This window comes from Geodermatophilus obscurus, assembly GCF_900143215.1.
Lineage (GTDB): Bacteria > Actinomycetota > Actinomycetes > Mycobacteriales > Geodermatophilaceae > Geodermatophilus > Geodermatophilus obscurus_A.
The window spans coordinates 103,578-121,680 of the sequence record NZ_FRDM01000007.1 but is presented as its reverse complement, the minus strand read 5'-3'; the positions used below and the strand labels follow the sequence as shown (position 1 = coordinate 121,680).

Below are 18,103 nucleotides of genomic sequence, written 5' to 3'. Positions count from 1 at the left end.
CCCCCCACCGCTCGCAGGCTCGCGGTGGGCCCCTGCAGGGGGGCCGCCCGGGTCGCACCGGTCCCGTCGGCGGACCATGCCACGATCGGCGCCGTGCCGCAGTGGGACGACCGACCGCTGGTGGGCCGGGAGGCCGAGCTCGCCCGGCTGCTCGCCGTGGTCGACCGTGCCCTGGAGGGGCACCCCTCCGCGGTGCTCGTCGCCGGTGACGCCGGCGTCGGCAAGACCCGGCTGCTGGACGAGCTGGCCGTCGGTGCCGCCGAGCGCGGCCTGCGCGTCCTGACCGGGCACTGCGTCGACCTCGGCGACGTCGGGCTGCCCTACCTGCCCTTCGTCGACCTGCTCCGCGCGGTGGCCCCGGGGTCGGGGCACCCTGGGCTGCCGGCGCTGCTGTCCGCGCGGAGCACCCCGGCCGTCCCCGAGCTGCCGGCGGGGGACGCCGCCGACCTCGGCCGCCCGCTGGTCCGCCGTCCGGTCGCCGACGGCGGGCGGCTGCAGCTGTTCGAGTCGGTGGCGGCGCTGCTGGGCGAGCTGGCCGCGCAGACCCCGCTGCTCGTCGTCCTCGAGGACGTGCACTGGGCCGACCGCTCCAGCCGCGACCTGCTGCGCTACCTGCTCGCCCGGCTGGCCGAGGAGCCGGTCGCCCTCGTGGCCTCCTACCGCTCCGACGACCTGCACCGCCGCCACCCGCTGCGCCCGCTGCTGGCCGAGCTGGTGCGGCTGCCCCTGGTCGAGCGGCTGGAGCTGGCGCCGCTCCCGGACGCCGCTGTGGGCGAGCTGGTGCGCGGCCTGGCCTCGGGCGTGCCCGACCGGACGGTCGAGGACGTCGTCGCCCGCGCCGAGGGGAACGCCTTCTACGCCGAGGAGCTGCTCGCGGCGGGCCTCGCCGGGGAGACGCTGCCGATGGGGCTGACCGACGTGCTGCTGGCGCGGGTCGAGCAGCTCGGGGAGGCGGCCCAGCAGGTGCTGCGGGTGGCCGCGGTCGCGGGCCGGCAGGTGCGGCACGACCTGGTCGCCGCGGTCAGCGGTCCGCTCCCGGCCGAGCTGGACGCCGCGCTGGCCGAGGCGGTGCACCACCACCTGCTCGTGGTCTCCGACGACGGCCGCTACCGGTTCCGGCACGCCCTGCTGCGCGAGGCCGTTCTCGCCGACCTGCTGCCCGGCGAGCGGGTGCGACTGCACGCCACGACGGCCGCCTACCTCGCTGCGAACCCCGGCGCCGGCACCGCCGCGGAGCTGGCGCACCACGCCCGCGGCAGCAACGACCTCGCCGGGGCGTTCTCCGCGTCGCTGGAGGCGGCGGCCGAGGCGTGCCGGGCCGGCGCGCCCGCCGAGCAGCTGCAGCACCTGGAGGCGGCGCTGGCGCTGTGGCCGGCGGTGCCCGACGCGGCCGCCCGCGCGGGACGCGACCAGCCGGCGCTGCTGCTCGACAGCGCGGCCGCCGCCCGCACCGCGGGGGAGCCGCAGCGGGCGGTGGCGCTGATCCGCGCCGCGCTGGACCTGCTCGGCCCGGACGGCGACCCGGTCGAGCGCGCGCGGGTGCACTACCGGCTGGCCCAGGCGCTGAGCCGGATCGAGGACCAGGCAGCGGCCCACCGGGAGAGCAGCCGGGCGATGGCGCTGGTGCCGGCCGACCCGCCGTCCCCGGTGCGCACCTGGGCCGCGGCCACCCACGCGCGCACCAGCTGGTCGCTGGGCCGCCGGGCGGAGGCCGACGCGGCGGCCGACGAGGCGCTGGCCGCCGCCGACGCGCTCGGCCTGGACAGCGCGTGGGCCGACACCGCGGTCTCGCTGGCCCGGATGCGCGGCGGCAGCGACCTCCCCGGCCGGCTGGAGGAGGCCCTGGTGCGGGCCCGGCGGTCGGGCGACACCGAGGTCGAGATGCGGGTGCTGTTCAACCTCGCCGTCGTCCCGTACGAGGCCGGGGACATCGCCGCCACGCTGCGCTGGGTCTCCGACGCGCTCGCCCGGGCGGCCGAGCTCGGCGTCGAGTGGTCGTTCTACGGCGCCGAACTGCGCCACCTGGGCGTGTCCGCCCGCTACGTCGCGGGGGACTGGGACGGCAGCCTGGAGCTGGCCGACCGGCTGGCGCGCGTGCCGGAGATGGCCGCGCACGTGGGCGCCGCCGGGCTGCTGGTGCAGGTCGGCCGCGGGGACCCGTCGGCCGCCGAGCGGGTGGTCTGGGCGCGCGGGCTGACCGACCGGTTGGACGCGCACGTCCTGCTGCTGCTGGCGGCGGCCGGGGCGGAGATCGACCTCGCCGCCTGGGCGGGGGACGCCGGGACCGCCGTGGAGCGGGCGCGGGGAGCGGTGCGGCAGGTGCAGACGTACTGGGACGCCGACCGGCTCGCCGTCCTCCGGCTGGTCGCGACCGCGCTCGCCCCGGTCGGCGACGCCGCCGCGGCCGCCCGCCTGCAGGGCGACGACGCCGGCGCTCGACGCTGGGTCGAGGCGGGGGAGGAGCTCGTCGCCCAGGCCCGCGCGGCGGTGCAGGACCACCTGCGCGACGTCGGGCCGTTCGGGGTGGAGGCGGTCGCCTGGCAGGCCCGGGTCGAGGCCGAGGCAGCACGGCTGACCGGCCGCCCGGCACCGGAGCTGTGGCGGGCCGCGGGCGACGCGTTCGGCTACGGGCACGTCTACGAGCAGGCCCGGTCGCGCCGGCGGCTGGCCGAGGCGCTGCTGGCCGCCGGCGACCGGACGGCTGCGGAGCGCGAACTGCGGGCGGCCGCGGAGGTCGCCACCCGGCTCGGTGCGGCACCGCTGCGGGCGGCGGTCACGGCCCTGGCCCGGCGGGGGCGGCTGGACGTGCCGGGGGTGGGCCGGGCGCCCGGGGCAGCTGCGGTGTTCACGCCGCGGGAGGCCGAGGTGCTGCGGCTGCTGGCCCAGGGCCGCACCAACCGGCAGATCGGCGTGGAGCTCCACATGAGCGAGAAGACGGCGAGCGTGCACGTCAGCCGGATCCTGGCCAAGCTCGGCGCGGGCGGGCGCACCGAGGCGGTGGCCCTCGCGGCCGCGAAGGGCCTGCTGCCGACGGGATAGGTCGTGCTGAGGCCGAGGAGCGGGGGCCCGGAGGGGCTCCGCGACGAGGACTCGAGGGAGCTCAGCGCAGGTCGGGGACGGCACGTGGCCGCGGTGCGGTGCGGTCGGACCGCGGTGTCACAGCATCGTGCGGAGGCGCTCGCGGCGGGCGCGGAGGACGTCGACCGACGCCGACGCCGACGGCGGGCCGGGCACGGCCTTGCGCAGCTCGGTGTGCACCACGCCGTGTGGTCTGGAGGTCTTGGCCGCGACCCGGGCGACGAGCCGGTTGACCTCCCGCCGGAGCTCGGCGGCGTCGCGCCAGGAGCGGCCGGCGTCGTCCTCGTCGGGGTGGTCGTCGACGATCGGCAGCTCGCCGGTGTCGTCGGAGTGGGCGCGCTGGGCGATCCGGATCCGCAGTTCGTCGTCCCGCTTGGCCAGCAACGACGCCGTCTGCTCGGCGGTGAGCAGGCCCGGGATGCCGAGGAAGTCCTCCTCCTCGGCGGCGAGCGGCTCGGCGGCCGGCCGGCCCTCGCCGGTGTGCGCGGTGCCGCTCGCGAGCACGTGCGCGAACCGGGCGTCGGCCTCCAGCGCCTCGAACTGCTTGAGAGTGACCGGCTCGCGCTCCTTGGGCGGCAGCGGCTCCAGGTCCAGCTCGTCGCCCTGCACCGTCTTCGGCGGCGGCATCACGTGGTTGCGCTGCTCCTCCATCGAGGCGGCGAGGCCCAGCAGCGGCCGGACGGCGGGGAGGAACACCGTCGCCGACTCGTGCGACGCCCGGGCGCGGACCACGCGGCCGACGGCCTGGGCGAAGAACAGCGGCGTCCGGTAGGAGGTCATCCAGGCCAGGACGGCGGCCCGCGGGACGTCGACGCCCTCCGAGATCATCCGCACGCAGACCGCGATCCGCGCGGAGCCGGTGGCGAAGCGCTCGATCTTCTTCGACGCCTTGGGGTCGTCGGAGAGGATCACCTCGGGCGCCTTGCCGGTGACCCGGCGCACGATCTTGGCGTAGGCGCGGGCGTCGTCCTGGTCGCTGGCGAGGATCAGCCCGGCGGCGTCGGGCATGCCGCCCTCCTCGCGCAGGTGGGTGATCCGGTCGTCCATGGCCGCGATGACGTGCGGCACCCACTGGCCCTTGGGGTCCAGCGCGGTGCGCCAGGCCTGCATCTCCACCGAGCGGGTGCCGGCCTCGGACAGCGAGGCGGCGACCACCTCGCCGGCGGAGTTCCGCCAGCGTGACGTCCCGGTGTAGGCGGCGAACACGACCGGGCGGACGACGTTGTCGGCCAGCGCCTCCTTGTAGCCGTAGGTGTAGTCGGCGCGGCTGACCAGACCGATCCCGCCCTCGCCGTCGTCCCCCTCGAACGTGTCCTCCTCGTAGCGCACGAAGGGGATGCGCTCGTCGGGCTTGGTGCGGAACGGCGTCCCGGTGAGGCACAGCCGGCGCGCGGCGAAGCCGTAGGCCTCCTCGACCGCCTCGCCCCAGGAGAGGCCGTCGCCGGCGTGGTGCACCTCGTCGAGGACGACCAGCGTCTTGACCGCGGTGGAGCGGGCGGCGTGCAGCATCGGCTTGCCCGCGACCTGCGCGTACGTGGTCACGTAGCCCTGCGTGCCGGCGCGCACCGGGCCGACGGCGTTGGTCAGGTTCGGGTCGAGGACGATGCCCATCCGGTCGGCGGCCTCGGCCCACTGCAGCCGCAGGTGGTCGGTCGGGCAGACGACGACCACCCGGGCGACCTCGCGCCGCTGCAGCAGCCGCGCGGCCAGGGTGAGGGCGAAGGTCGTCTTGCCCGCGCCCGGGGTCGCGGTGACCAGGAAGTCCTTCGGGGAAGCCTGCTCGTACTGCTCCAGCGCGGCCTGCTGCCAGGCCCGGAGCGGTCGGCTGGTCCTCTGCGGGGCGACCGCCTCCGCGCGTGCTGCACTCGCCATGTCGAGGGTCATCCTGCCTGCGCGACGAGCAACACGCCCAACCGGCCACCTCCCGCGCGTCTCGCGCGCGACGACGTATGGCGTCCGTCAGCGAGCCGTTGAGCTGCACAGATGCCGGTGGGCGCCGCGCGGTGTGGCGATCGTCTCGCGCGGCGGACGGGCCGTTCCGTCCCGCGGACCCCAGGGGCCCCTCGGGTCAGGACGGCGCGACGACCGGCAGTCCTGCGTCGGTGGCTGCCTGCGCCAGTCGCTCGTCGTAGACCACGAAGGCGTCCAGGGCGGACCCGAGGCCCAGGGCCGTCGCCAGGTGGACCGCGTCGAGGTTGCGTAGGGACGGCGGCCCGAGTTCGGCGGCCACCTCGAGGACGTCCGGCCCCACGGGGACGAGGTCCACACCCGCCAGGAGTCTGCGAGCAGTCGGCACGGCGGCGGCCTGCGCCCGGGCCACGGCACGCACCACCTCGACGCGGGTCAGGGCACTGGCCGACCAGGCCGCCTCCTCGCGTGCTGCCAACCACGCGCGCAGGGCCGCGGTCTCCTGTTCGCGGACGACGAGCTTCGTCAGAGCGGAACTGTCGAAGGCGATCACAGTCGCTCGGCGCGCTGTTCGGCCAGCGCCTCGGAGACGCTCGGCGCCCCTGGGGCGGCTGCCACGGGTTCCGGGATGAAGCGTGGTCCGGTGGCCGGGATCAGCCGACCCTCGGCGATGAGCCGCTCGCGTGCCGTGACCGCAGGGGACGGCGGGGCCAGGACCGCGACGAGCTCCCCACGCTCGGTCACCTCGACCGTCTCACCCGCCTTGACCAGCGCCAGGTACCGGCTGGCGTTCTGTCGCAGCTCACGCACACCGATGCGGGTCGTGCCCACCAAGGTGGCACCGTACGTGCTACAGGTTCTCGGTCGCGCGCCCCGGGCGTGACCGTGCCCGCGTCCTGCCTGCAGCCGACCGTCAGCGCCGGTCGCGCAGCGCGAGGAGTGCGCCGGCGGTGAACAGCGCCGCGGCGACGATCGCGTACAGCGAGGGCTGACCACCGCCCAGCAGGTCGTCGACCAGGTTGCCCTCGTTGTTGGCGGCGTTGAACGTCGCGTGCACGATCCCGGCGGCCAGCAGGCTGCCGGCGGCGCCGCGCACGGTGGCGCCCACCAGGAGCCGCATCAGGACGCCGAGCACGACCAGCCCGCCGACCGCGAGCGCGAGCCGGTCGACCGTCAGGTCGCCGATGAAGGACAGCGGCAGGTGGACCGCCGCGAACGGGACGGCGGTGAGCGCGGCGGCCGCGAGGAAGCCGTGCCGCTGCTCCAGCCGGCCCTGGAAGAACCCGGCCCAGACCGTCTCCTCCCACAGGTGCACGAGCAGCACCGCGGTCAGCACGGAGAAGGCGCCCGAGCCGAGCGTGGCGAGCAGGTCGCCGGTCCGCAGGCCCTGTCCCGCGGCCACCCCGACCGCGAGGGTGAGCACCGGCAGGGCCAGCAGCACCGCGGCCCACCAGCCGGCACCGAAGCGCCACTGCACCGAGCGCCGGAGCAGTGCCCGGACGGCGCCGGGCCCGTCGACGACCGCGGTGACCCAGAGCGCGGCGGGCAGCATCACGAGGAGCGTCGTCCCCAGGGCGAACGGCTCCTGGGGCAGCGGGCCGCCGGGGAGGACCCCGTGCGCGGTGAGCGCCGGAACGGACATCAGCGGCCAGCCCACCACGGCCACCAGCACGAGGAAGGCGGTCAGCGGGCGGCGCGCGACCCGGCTGCGCAGGCCACCGGGCGGGGCGGGGACGGGACGGCGGGCGTCGGTGGTGGACACGTCAGGACCTGCTTCCGGTTCGGAGGGGAGGCCCCCCGCCGAGCGCGCGGGCCGGGAAGACCGACGCGGTGGACAGGGCGGCCAGGTCGCGGGCGCGGACGACGTCGGCCTCCCGTGCCGCCTGGACCAGGCACAGGCACCGGCAGTCGTCGGGGAGCAGCCAGGCGGCGCACCAGCGGATCGCCGTCCCCGCCGAGCCGAGCCGGGTCACCGCCCGGTGGAGGGCGCGGTGCATCTCCACCACGTCCCCCACGGACGGCGGACAGCTGCGGAACTGGACCAGGAAGAGCTCCTCCCGGGACCGCCGCTCGCCCATGCGGCCACGTTCCCGCCGGCCGGCGGGAGGGGCATCGGGAGATCTCCGGACGGCGGTACGGGTCCTCCCCCGGACCCGTACCGGCCGCTACGGTCCCCGGCCATGGGCGGGCGGGCGGCTCCCGCGGCGGGGCTCCGGCTGCCGGCCGAGCGCAGTTCGTTCGTCGGCCGGCGGGCCGAGCTGGCCCGGCTGCGCGGCCTGCTGGCGGGGTCCCGGCTGGTGACGCTGGTCGGGCCGGGCGGGGTGGGGAAGACCCGGCTGGCGCTGCGGGTGGCCGACGAGCTGCGCCGGTCCTTCCCCGACGGGGTCGCGCTGGCCGACCTGACCGCCGTTCGCGATCCCGCGCTGGCTGCCGCGCAGGTCGCCGCCGCCTTCGACGTCCGGGACAGCACGGGCCGCTGGCTGCCGGCGTCGCTGGCCGACGTCCTCGGCGAGCGGCGGGTGCTGCTCGTGCTGGACAACTGCGAGCACCTGCGGGACGCCTGCGCCGTGCTGCTCGACGCGCTGACCTCCGCCTGCCCCGGCCTCTCGGTCCTCGTCACCAGCCGGACGCCGCTGGACCTGCCGGGGGAGGTGCTGTGCGCGGTACCGCCGCTGCCGGTCGGTGCGGGGTCGGAGGCGGTGGAGCTGCTGGTCCAGCGGGCCCGGGCGGCCGCTCCCGGCCTCGTGCTGACGCCGGAGGACGACGACACCCTCGCCGAGCTGTGCCGGAGGCTGGACGGCATCCCGCTGGCCATCGAGCTGGCCGCCGTCCGGCTGCGCACGCTCACCCCGGCCGAGCTGCTGGACCGGCTGGACGACCGGTTCGGGCTGCTGCGCCGTCCCGGGCCCGCGGGGCCGGACCGCCACCGCACGCTGCGGGCGACGGTGGAGTGGAGCGCCGACCTGCTCGGGGAGCGCGAGCGGCTGCTGTGGGCGCGCGCCGCGGTCTTCGCCGGGGACGTCGACCTGGCGGCTGCCGCGGCGGTGTGCGCGGACGACGGGCTGCCGGCCGACGACCTGCTCGACGCGATCGGCGGCCTGGTCGACGCCTCATTGCTGACCGTCGTCCGGAACGGCGCCGGGAGCCGGTTCGGGATGCTGGAGACCGTCCGGGCGTTCGGCCGCGAGCTGCTCGCCGCCTGCGGGCAGGAAGCGGCGGTCCGCCGGCGGCACCGGGAGTGGGTCACCCGGCTCGTGGCCGACGCGGCGGCGGACTTCCTCGGACCCGGGCAGGTCGCCGCCTTCGACCGGCTCGCGGCGGTCCACGCCGAGCTGGGCGGAGCACTGGAGCACTGCCTGCGCACGCCCGGGGAGGAGGCGGCCGGCCTCTCGGTCGCCGCCGACGCGTGGCTGTACTGGGCGGCCCGCGGCCACCTCGGCGAGGGGCGGCGCCGGCTGGACCTGCTGCTGGGAGCGGTGCCGGCGCCCGGTCCCGAGCGGGCGCGGGGGCTCCTCGTCGCCGGCTACCTCGCGCTCGTCGCGACCGATCCGGAGACCGCCGTCCCGCTGCTCGAGGAGGCGGTGCGGGACGCGCGGGCGCTGGACCTGCCGGCGGAGGACGCGCTGGCCACCCAGTACCTCGGTCAGGCGGCGCTGTTCCGGGGGGACCTGCCGGCCGCCGACCGGCTGCTGCGCGCGGCGGCCGCTGGGCACGAGGCGGTCGGGGCGCGGGCCGGCGCGTTCTGCTGGGCCGACGTCGGGGTGGTGGCCCTGCTCGCCGGCGACCTCGGGTCCGCCGACGCGGCCTTCGGCACGAGCCTGGACAGCGCCGCCGACCCGTGGACCCGTTCCCACGCCCTCTGGGGCCAGGGCCTGGTGCGGTTGGCCGGCGGCGACCCCGGGGAAGCCACCCGGCTCGAGGAGCAGGCGCTGCGGCTCATGCGCGAGGTCGACGACCGCAGCGGCGTCGCGCTCTGCGTGACCGCGCTCGGCTGGACCGCGGCCGCCCGTGGGGATCCCGAGACGGCCGCCCGGCTGGCCGGCGCGGCCGAGGCGGTCTGGCGGTCGGTGCCGGCGCGGCAGCCGGCTCCCCTGACCGCCATGGGTGCGCACTGGACGGCGGGAGCCCGGCGCGCGCTCGGCGAACAGCGGTGGGCTGCCCGGTACGCGGAGGGCAGCGCCCTGGAGCGGGCCCCGGCGGTCGCCCTGGCCCTGGGGGAGGAACGCGCGGCGGCGACGCCGGCGCCCCCGCCGTCCGGCCCGCTGACCCGCCGCCAACGGGAGGTGGCCGACCTGGTGGCCCAGGGGCTGACCGACCGGGAGATCGCTGCCCGGCTGGTCATCTCACCGCGGACGGCGGAGTCGCACGTCGAGCAGATCCTCACCCGACTGGGTTTCCGCTCCCGAGCGCAGATCGCCGCGTGGTCCGCCGCCCAGGGTTGACCGGCGTACCGGCCGCGCCCAGCAGGCGCTGCTCCTGGTGCAATTACTTGCACGTGTGGAAAGTACCTGCCATGGTGGCGCCCACCGATCCAGGAGGTCCCATGTCCGAGCCGGAGCCCGGCGCGCTGCTCGCCGCTGACCACCTCGCCACGCATGCACGGATGCAGGCCGCGGTCCGCGCGGCCTCGTTCCGCTACGTGGGCTGGCTGCTCGCCTTCGCCGCGCTCAACGTCGTGTACCTCACGGCGCTGGGCCTGCTGACGGACGACGGCGCGGTCCTCTGGCTGACCGCCGCCTACCTGCTGTGCACCGCCGGGCTCACCGTGGGCTTCCTGTCCGGGCTCCGGCTCACCCCGTCCGGCTTCTCCCGCCGCTGGGTGCGTGCGCTGCTGTCGTGGGCAGCGGTGTTCGCCGTGGTCCTCGTCCTCGGGCTGCTGTTCTTCCGCGGTCAGCCGCTGTTCTGGTTCCCGGCGTCGCTGCTCAGCGCCGTGCCGCTCGTCCTCGGCGCCCGCGCGGAGGCGCGGGCGTGACCAGCGCTCCCTCCGGCGTCCCGGCCGGCGCCGCCCATCCCCGGCACCGGCTGGACGACGTCATCCACGCGCCGGTGCGGTTCTCCGTGGTGGCGGCGCTGGCCGCTACGACGGAGGCCGAGTTCAGCTGGGTTCGCGACGCCGTCGGGGTGACCGACTCGGCCCTGAGCAAGCAGGTCAGCACGCTGGAGCAGGCCGGCTACGTGCAGGTGCGCAAGGGCTACGTCGGCAAGCGCCCGCGCACCTGGCTGCGGCTCAGCACGCGAGGACGGGCGGTGTACACCCGGCACCTGCAGGCCCTCCGCGAGATCGCGGAGGGCGGGGCACCGTCCTGACCCCGGTCGGCCGGCCCGTCCGGGGTCCCGCCCCGAGCTCACGCAGGGAGAGGACGGGGTGCTCCTTCAGTCCGCCGGCTCGTCCACCCAGCCGGGACCGCCGACCTCACCGGGGCCGGCCAGGTCGGCGGCGTCCACGATCGTGTACGCGTAGCCCTGCTCGGCCAGGAAGCGCTGCCGGTGGGCGGCGTACTCGGCGTCGAGGGTGTCGCGGCTGACCACGGTGTAGAAGTGCGCCTGCCGGCCGTCGGCCTTGGGACGCAGCACCCGGCCCAGTCGCTGGGCCTCCTCCTGCCGCGAGCCGAAGGTCCCCGACACCTGGACGGCGACCGCGGCCTCGGGCAGGTCGATGGAGAAGTTGGCGACCTTGGACACCACCAGCGTCCTGACCTCCCCGGCGCGGAAGGCGTCGAAGAGCTTCTCCCGCTCCCGGTTGGTCGTCGACCCCTGGATGACCGGGGCGTCGAGGGCGCGGCCGAGCTCGTCGAGCTGGTCGAGGTAGGCGCCGATCACCAGCTTCTGCTCGTCGGGGTGCCGGTCGAGCACCCGGCGGATCACCGGCAGCTTCGAGGTCGCGGTGGCCGCGATCCGGTACCGCTCCTCGGGCTCGGCGACCGCGTAGGTCATCCGCTCCTCGTCGTCCAGGGCGACCCGGACCTCGATGCACTCGGCCGGGGCGATGTAGCCCTGCGCCTCGATGTCGCGCCACGGGGCGTCGTAGCGCTTGGGCCCGATGAGCGAGAACACGTCGTCCTCGCGGCCGTCCTCGCGGACCAGCGTGGCCGTGAGCCCGAGCCGGCGCCGCGACTGCAGGTCGGCGGTCAGTCGGAAGATCGGCGCCGGGAGCAGGTGGACCTCGTCGTAGACGATCAGCCCCCAGTCCTGCGCGTCGAAGAGGTCCAGGTGCCGGTACTCGCCCTTCCGGCGGGTGGTGATCACCTGGTAGGTCGCGATGGTGACCGGGCGGATCTCCTTGCGCTCGCCCGAGTACTCGCCGATCTCCTCCTCGGTCAGCGAGGTGCGCGCGATCAGCTCGCGCTTCCACTGCCGCCCGGCGACGGTGTTCGTGACCAGGATCAGCGTGGTCGCCTTCGCCTCGGCCATCGCCGCCGCGCCGACCAGCGTCTTGCCCGCCCCGCAGGGCAGGACGACGACGCCCGAGCCGCCGGCCCAGAAGCCGTCGACGGCCTCCTGCTGGTAGTCGCGCAGGTGCCAGTCGTCCTGGGCCAGCTCGATCGGGTGGGCCTGGCCGTCGACGTAGCCGGCCAGGTCCTCGGCGGGCCAGCCGACCTTGAGCAGCGCCTGCTTGAGCCGCCCGCGTTCGGACGGGTGCACGACGATCGTGTCCTGGTCGATCCGCGCGCCCAGCATCGGCGCCACCCGCTTGCTGCGGACGACCTCCTCGAGCACCGCGCGGTCGGAGGTGGTGAGCACCAGCCCGTGCACCGGGTCGTTGGCCAGCGTCAGCCGGCCGAAGCGGTCCATCGTGTCGGCGATGTCGACCAGCAGCGCGTGCGGCACCGGATAGCGCGAGTAGCGGACCAGCGCGTCGACGACCTGCTCGGCGTCGTGCCCGGCGGCCCGCGCGTTCCACAGCGCCAACGGCGTCACCCGGTAGGTGTGCACGTGCTCGGGGGAGCGCTCCAGCTCCGCGAACGGCGCGATCGCCGCGCGGCAGTCGCGGGCGGCGGGGTGGTCGACCTCGAGCAGCAGCGTCTTGTCCGACTGGACGATCAGGGGGCCGTCAGACACGCGGGACCTTTCGGAAGAGGTGGGGGACGGTGGCCGCAGCGGGCCTCCGACACGGTAACCACGGGGACCGACAGGTCCTTCCCGTGGAGCGGCGAGGCAGGGGCGGCCCCTTCCCTTGTCCCCGGCCCCCTGCAGGGTCCCGCCGGCCCCGTCCAGAGGCTCGCCGCGAGCCTGCGAGCGGTGAGGAGGACGGGGTCCTTCTACGAGTGGCGGGGGGCAGGGGGTCCTTCTTCAGGACGACGGCGCCAGGTCGTCGTCCTCCACCAGGGCCACCGAGGTGATCCGGTGGACGGCGAAGGTGCGGCTCTCCCCGCGGCGCTCGTCGTACCCCTGCAGGAAGCCGCCGGCCAGCGAGACCGGCCGGACGACGCGCTGGCTGCCGCTGCCCTGGGCGTCCACGTAGCCCAGCCACACCGGCACGCCCTCGCGGACCGCGCGGGACAGCAGCTCCAGCGTGCCGGCAGTCGTCACGCCGGGGACCTGGCGCACCGCCTCACCGCGGCGGGCGGCCAGGGCGGCGTCCCCGGCGCGGATCTCCCGCACCGTGGCCGCCAGCTCGTCGCCGGTGAGCGGCCGCGGCGCCTGCGGGGCGGCCCCCCCGGGACGGCGGCCCGCGGCGCGCGGCCGGGCCGGCGGGCGGGTGAGGACGGCGCCGCCGGGGGACTCGCCGGCCGGGGCGTAGCCGGCCTCGCGCAGCACGGTGAGCACCTCGTCGGCGCCCAGCCCGCTGACCAGGACGCCGGGTGCCAGGCGGCGCAGCTCGGCGCTCGCCGTCCGCCGGTCGTTGAGCACCTGGGAGAGCAGCCCGTGGTCGTCGGAGCGCACGTAGCTCTCGATGGCGCCGACCCGCAGCCGGCCGTGCTGGCGGGCCACGTCCTCGACCAGGTAGTCCAGCGCCTGCGGCACCGGCGTCCGGGAGGCGCGCGCGAAGAAGTTGTGCAGGTCGGTGGCCGACCAGCCGGCGTCCAGGGCGCGGCGCACGCTGGACTCCGACACCCGGAAGACCGTCGCCCCGCCCGAGGACTCGACGTCGGCGACGACGGCGAGGGTGTCGGCGAGCTCGGCGACCAGCGGGCCGGGCGCCACCAGCGACAGGTCGGGCTGGGCCAGCACGTGGTCGACGGGGTCGGGCAGCAGCCCGCGCATGCCATCGGCCGCGCCGTCCTCACCGGCGGCCAGCAGCCCGCGCCCGCCGGCCGACAGCACCCCGCCGACGACGGCCCCCAGCCGGGCGGCCTCCGCGAGCAGGTCGGGCACCGGGGCCAGCCGGTCCGCGCGCCGCGGGGTGCGCCAGCGCAGCAGCGCGACCAGGTCGTCGGGGAGCACGCCGCAGCCGGGCGGGTACTCGGCCAGCGCGGTCAGGGCCGAGCGGCGGATCGCCGGTGCGGTGTGCCGCACCAGGTCGGGGGACAGGGCGTTGACCGCCTTGCCGGCGACGTCGCGCTGCCCGGCCAGCGAGGGCAGCCGGACGGCGGCCAGCCAGCCCGCCGCGAGGGTGGCCCAGCGGTCGGGCAGCTCCTGCTCGCGCCACAGGTCGAAGGCCCGCGTGGGCAGCCACTCGTCGCGGTGCGGGCCGCCGACGTCGAGCAGGCCGGCGGCGTACGCCAGCTCCAGCAGCCAGGCCGCGTCGGGCTCGGCGACCTTCAGCGCGCGGGCCAGCCGTTTCTGGTCGCGGACGCCGACGCCCCCGCTGCGCAGCAGCCCCGCCGGCTCCTCCTCGAGCAGGGCCAGCAGCTCGCCGACCCGCCCGATCACCTCCATCGCCGCACCCGCGGCCTGCCGGTCGACGACGGCCGGGTCGCGCTCGACGGCCACCGGCTCCGGCCGCAGCCGGGGCGGGCCGTAGGGCAGGCTGCCGCGCAGCTGCACCCCGATCTCGCGGGGCAGCTCCACGGTGAGCGCGTCGATGCGGGCCAGCAGTCCGCGCTGCAGCAGCCGGCGGGCGGGGGAGGAACCGGGCCCGTCGGTGTCCGGCAGGTGACCCACCGGGCGGTCGCCGGCCAGCCGCTCCAGCACGTCGCGCTCCTCGGCCGGCAGCTCGCCCAGCGCCTCCGGCAGGTCCGCCGGGAAGGCCAGCCGCAGCTCCACCGCGCGGCGCCCCAGGCCCGCGGGGTACCGGACGGCGCGGCGCACCGGCTCGGGGGCGTGCAGCACGTCGTCCCCCCACAGCAGCGCCCGCGTGGTGAGCCGGTCGACGGCGGCCTCGAGCACGTCGTCGGGCACCGCCGGCAGCGCGGCGGGCAGGTCGGCGGCGTCCACCCCGTCGGTGTCGGCGAGCAGCACGACGTCGAGCACCTGCAGCGTGGCCGCGTCCAGCTCGTCGAGGGCGCGGTCGACCGACACCGGCACGGCCAGCCGGCTGGCGAGGGCGACGACGTCGGAGGGCGCGGGGCGGGCGACGTCGGGGCGGGCGGCCAGCAGCGCAGCGAGCTGCTCGTCACTGCGGGTGCGCAGCCAGGAGGCGAGCGTCGCGGGGGCTGGCGAGGACATCCGGTCCACGTTACGTCGCCGTCCCCGTCGCCGCCCCTGCCAGCATGGGAGCGTGATCCCGGCCGCCGACGACCCGCAGACCCGCACCGCGCTGACCGGCTACCAGGCCGGCGCGCTGCGCTGGTTGGTCGGCGGGGTCATCGCCGTCGTCCTCGGGGTGCTGCTCGCCGCCGCGGCGGCGACCATCGTGCGCGACTCCGGGCAACCGTTGCCGCTGGCCGGCCTGCTGGTCGTCTGCCTGGTCCTCGTCGGCTCGGTCGCGGCCGCCGCCGGGGCCGGCGCGCTGCTGCGCTCGCACCGCTGGCTCCGGGCGCTGCGCACCGTGCCGTGGCAGACCGGCGTCCTGCGCATCGCGGGCCCGGCGGTGCTCTCCTTCGAGCCCGAGGGCTACGACGAGCTCGACCCCACGGCGGACCCGGTGCGGCTGCGGCTGGAGAGCACCGCGGTGTGGCGGACCCGTGCGGTCCAGCAGCTGCACGACGCGGTCGTGCGCGCCGCGCCGGTCGGGCCGCGGGAGTGGGTGCTCACCGCGGACGGCGTCCCGACGGTCTACGGCGCCCGAGCGGTGCGCCACCACTGACCCGACGCAGGGGCGTACTGCGTGCATCCGGGGTACTGCATCAGCCAAGATGCACGGCAGACGAGGGCACCGGGCGGTGTCCCGCACGGACAGCGCACAACGGAGGGTACGGCGACATGGCCAAGCGGAACGCCAAGCACGAGCACCTGGTGGAGCCCACCTGGGGCCAGTCGGACGACGGCGGGGCGCCGGTGACGGAGTTCCTCGCGGCGTCGGCCGGCCCCCTGTCGCCCTTCGGTGAGGACCACGACTTCCCGCTGCCGTCCGACCGCCTCCGGTACGCCCACCCGACCGACAAGCCGAACCGGGCCGGCGTCCAGGCGGGCGAGTAGTAGAAGGACCCCCTGCCCCCCGCAGCTCGCAAGCTCGCAGCGGGCCCCTGCAGGGGGGCCGACATCCAGGAGGAAGAGCATGACCCAGCCCGCGCTGCCGTCCTACAGCAGTGGCACCTCGACCGTCCCGCTCCTCGGGGACACGATCGGCGCCAACCTGGACCGGACGGCGGCGCGGGTGGGGGACCACGAGGCGCTGGTGGAGTGCGCGACGGGTCGCCGCTTCAGCTATCCGGAGTTCGTCGCCGAGGTCGACGCGGTCGCCCTCGGGCTGGACGCGCTGGGCGTCGCCAAGGGCGACCGGGTCGGCATCTGGGCCCCCAACTGCGCCGAGTGGGCGTTCGTGCAGTACGCGACGGCGAGACTCGGCGCGATCCTGGTCAACATCAACCCGGCCTACCGCACCCACGAGCTGGCCTACGTGCTGAAGCAGGCCGGCATCTCGGTGCTGGTCAGCGCGCCGGAGTTCAAGACCAGCGACTACCGGGCGATGGTCGCCGAGGTGCGCGGCGAGTGTCCCGACCTGCGGGAGGTCCTGTTCCTCGGGGACGACGCGTGGGAGCAGCTGCTGACCACCGGGCGGGCGGGCGACCGGGAACTCCTGGTCCGGCGCGCGGCCGAGCTGTCGGCCGACGACCCGATCAACATCCAGTACACGTCGGGGACGACCGGCTTCCCCAAGGGCGCCACCCTCACCCACCACAACCTGCTCAACAACGGGTTCTTCGTGGGCGAGGGCTGCGGCTACACCGACGCCGACCGGATCTGCATCCCGGTGCCCTACTACCACTGCTTCGGCATGGGCATGGGCAACCTCGCGGCCACCAGCCACGGCGCCACGATGGTCATCCCCGCGCCCGGCTTCGACCCGGCAGCCACGCTGCAGGCGGTGCAGGACGAGCGGTGCACCTCGCTGTACGGCGTCCCCACGATGTTCATCGCCGAGCTGGCGCTGCCGGACTTCGGCACCTACGACCTCTCCAGCCTGCGCACCGGCATCATGGCCGGCTCGCCGTGCCCGGTGGAGGTGATGAAGCGGGTGGTCGCCGAGATGGGCATGGCCGAGGTGACCATCTGCTACGGGATGACCGAGACCTCACCGGTCTCCACCCAGACCGGTGCCGACGACGACCTCGACCGGCGCACCGCCACCGTCGGTCGGGTGCACCCGCACCTGGAGGTCAAGGTCGTCGACCCGGCCACCGGCCTGACCGTGCCCCGCGGGACGCCGGGGGAGTTCTGCACCCGCGGCTACTCGGTGATGCTCGGCTACTGGAACGAGCCGGAGAAGACCGCCGAGGTCATCGACGCCGCCCGCTGGATGCACACCGGCGACCTCGCGGTCATGGACGCCGAGGGCTACCTCAACATCGTCGGCCGCATCAAGGACATGGTCATCCGCGGCGGGGAGAACGTGTACCCGCGCGAGGTCGAGGAGTTCCTCTACACCCATCCCGACGTGGTCGACGCCCAGGTCATCGGGGTGCCCGACGAGCGCTTCGGCGAGGAGCTCATGGCCTGGGTGCGGCTGCGCGAGGGGGCCGGGCCGCTCACGCCCGAGGCGCTGCGCGAGTTCTGCGCCGGCAGGCTGGCCCACTACAAGGTCCCGCGCTACGTGAAGGTCGTCGACTCCTTCCCCATGACGGTCACCGGCAAGATCCGCAAGATCGAGATGCGCGAGGTCTCGGTCAAGGAGCTCGGCCTCGAGGACGCCGCCGCCGTCCGCAACGCCTGAGGTGGAAGGACCCCTCTGCCCCCACCGTGGCAGGACCCCGTCCTCCTCATCCCTCGCGAACTCGGGACGAGCCTCTGGACGGGGCCGGCGGCGGGGCCCTGCAGAGGGGCCGCTCGTGCGAAGGCTAGTCGGGGGCGCAGGGCACCACGAGGGCCCGGTGGTCCGACAGCGGCAGCCGCACGGCCTCTGCCGGTCCGGTCGCGGTGATGGGTCCGCGGGCCAGCACGTGGTCCAGCTGCCGGGCCGGCTCGTCGACCGGGAAGGTCGGCGTCACGGTGGGTGCCAGCGGCCGCAGCCCGCTGACCCGCTCCGCCTGGCCGGCCTGCATGTTCAGGTCGCCCATCAGCACCAGCGGCTCGCGGGTCCCGGTGAGCGAGCGCACCAGCTTGGACAGCTGCAGCGCGCCCCAGCCCGGGACGAACGACAGGTGGGTGTTGCAGACGGTGAACTGGCCCGACGGCCCGTCGAGGACGGCGGCGACGGCCACCCGCGGCTCGTCACCGACCAGCTTCGGACGGGGCGCGCCGCGGAACCAGACCGGTACCCGGCTGCGCAGCGCAGGTAGCCGCACCACCCGCCAGGACACCACCGGGTAGCGCGACAGCAGCGCGATGCCGTAGGTCGCCGACCCCGGCTGCTCCTCGCCGGTGGCGGCCATCCACGTGCCGCCGGGGGTGCCGTGCAGCGCCGCCACGAACTGGGAGTCCACGGCGCCCATCGCCTCGGCCGCCACCGCGGTGAGGTCCGTGCCGAGGGAACGCGGCTGGTCCCGGTCGACCTCCTGCAGCCCCAGCACGTCGGCGTCGAGGTCCTTCACCGCGGCGGCGAGGCGCTCGACGTCGACCCGGTCGTCGGCGGGCGAGCGCCCGTGGAGGATGTTGAAGGTCGCGATCCGCACGGGCCTCCTGTGCCCCGCGAGCC

General features: G+C 76.2%; 15 protein-coding genes. 7 read left to right on the top strand and 8 right to left on the bottom strand.

Features of this window, described 5'->3' with window-relative positions; all coding sequences use genetic code 11:
- Positions 1-93 precede the first annotated feature (93 nt).
- On the top strand, positions 94-3,039 hold the full coding sequence (locus BUB17_RS09450) for an ATP-binding protein (protein ID WP_072917236.1): 2,946 nt from the start codon (positions 94-96) through the stop codon (positions 3,037-3,039).
- A gap of 117 nt (positions 3,040-3,156) precedes the next feature.
- Here BUB17_RS09450 and BUB17_RS09445 read toward each other — a convergent pair whose 3' ends face one another.
- From BUB17_RS09445 to BUB17_RS09425, 5 genes are all read right to left on the bottom strand, one after another.
- A complete protein-coding gene (locus BUB17_RS09445) occupies positions 3,157-4,950 on the bottom strand; it encodes a DEAD/DEAH box helicase (RefSeq protein WP_083606232.1) in 1,794 nt (597 codons plus the stop codon).
- Between the two features lie 196 nt (positions 4,951-5,146).
- Positions 5,147-5,539 (bottom strand): type II toxin-antitoxin system VapC family toxin, encoded by a 393-nt coding sequence (locus tag BUB17_RS09440; RefSeq protein ID WP_072916972.1) that lies wholly within the window; start codon positions 5,537-5,539, stop codon positions 5,147-5,149.
- Entirely contained in the window at positions 5,536-5,817 is a 282-nt protein-coding gene (locus tag BUB17_RS09435) for a type II toxin-antitoxin system Phd/YefM family antitoxin (protein ID WP_072916970.1), read from the bottom strand. The genes BUB17_RS09440 and BUB17_RS09435 overlap by 4 nt, the downstream gene beginning before the upstream one ends.
- A gap of 82 nt (positions 5,818-5,899) precedes the next feature.
- On the bottom strand, positions 5,900-6,748 hold the full coding sequence (locus BUB17_RS09430; protein WP_072916968.1) for a type II CAAX endopeptidase family protein: 849 nt from the start codon (positions 6,746-6,748) through the stop codon (positions 5,900-5,902).
- A gap of 1 nt (position 6,749) precedes the next feature.
- Entirely contained in the window at positions 6,750-7,064 is a 315-nt protein-coding gene (locus BUB17_RS09425) for a hypothetical protein (RefSeq protein ID WP_072916965.1), read from the bottom strand.
- A 102-nt stretch (positions 7,065-7,166) separates the two neighbouring features.
- On the opposite strand from BUB17_RS09425, the gene BUB17_RS09420 reads away from it, so the two are divergent.
- The 3 genes from BUB17_RS09420 (at position 7,167) to BUB17_RS09410 (ending at position 10,293) form a co-directional block, all read left to right on the top strand.
- Positions 7,167-9,428: an ATP-binding protein gene (locus BUB17_RS09420; protein WP_072916962.1), complete on the top strand. Its 2,262-nt coding sequence runs from the start codon at positions 7,167-7,169 to the stop codon at positions 9,426-9,428.
- A gap of 101 nt (positions 9,429-9,529) precedes the next feature.
- Positions 9,530-9,958, top strand: a complete 429-nt coding sequence (locus tag BUB17_RS09415) for a hypothetical protein (RefSeq protein ID WP_072916960.1) — start codon at positions 9,530-9,532, stop codon at positions 9,956-9,958.
- Complete coding sequence (locus BUB17_RS09410; RefSeq protein WP_072916957.1) at positions 9,955-10,293, top strand: transcriptional regulator; 339 nt, start codon at positions 9,955-9,957, stop codon at positions 10,291-10,293. The genes BUB17_RS09415 and BUB17_RS09410 overlap by 4 nt, the downstream gene beginning before the upstream one ends.
- Before the next feature lie 66 nt (positions 10,294-10,359).
- Here BUB17_RS09410 and BUB17_RS09405 read toward each other — a convergent pair whose 3' ends face one another.
- Positions 10,360-12,045, bottom strand: a complete 1,686-nt coding sequence (locus BUB17_RS09405) for a DNA repair helicase XPB (RefSeq protein ID WP_072916955.1) — start codon at positions 12,043-12,045, stop codon at positions 10,360-10,362.
- A gap of 231 nt (positions 12,046-12,276) precedes the next feature.
- Positions 12,277-14,535 (bottom strand): helicase C-terminal domain-containing protein, encoded by a 2,259-nt coding sequence (locus BUB17_RS09400; RefSeq protein WP_072917234.1) that lies wholly within the window; start codon positions 14,533-14,535, stop codon positions 12,277-12,279.
- Between the two features lie 52 nt (positions 14,536-14,587).
- Here BUB17_RS09400 and BUB17_RS09395 point away from each other — a divergent pair, with 52 nt between their 5' ends.
- The 3 genes from BUB17_RS09395 to BUB17_RS09385 all read left to right on the top strand — a co-directional run bounded on the left by BUB17_RS09395 (position 14,588) and on the right by BUB17_RS09385 (position 17,182).
- Positions 14,588-15,115, top strand: a complete 528-nt coding sequence (locus BUB17_RS09395) for a hypothetical protein (RefSeq protein WP_072916951.1) — start codon at positions 14,588-14,590, stop codon at positions 15,113-15,115.
- A gap of 116 nt (positions 15,116-15,231) precedes the next feature.
- On the top strand, positions 15,232-15,447 hold the full coding sequence (locus BUB17_RS09390; RefSeq protein ID WP_072916947.1) for a hypothetical protein: 216 nt from the start codon (positions 15,232-15,234) through the stop codon (positions 15,445-15,447).
- A 79-nt stretch (positions 15,448-15,526) separates the two neighbouring features.
- Positions 15,527-17,182, top strand: coding sequence for an AMP-binding protein (locus BUB17_RS09385; RefSeq protein WP_072916944.1), 1,656 nt, complete (start codon positions 15,527-15,529; stop codon positions 17,180-17,182).
- 124 nt (positions 17,183-17,306) lie between these two features.
- Here BUB17_RS09385 and BUB17_RS09380 read toward each other — a convergent pair whose 3' ends face one another.
- Positions 17,307-18,080 carry an endonuclease/exonuclease/phosphatase family protein gene (locus BUB17_RS09380; RefSeq protein WP_072916942.1) on the bottom strand — a complete coding sequence of 258 codons (774 nt, stop codon included), beginning with the start codon at positions 18,078-18,080 and terminating at the stop codon, positions 17,307-17,309.
- Between the last annotated feature and the right edge of the window lie 23 nt (positions 18,081-18,103).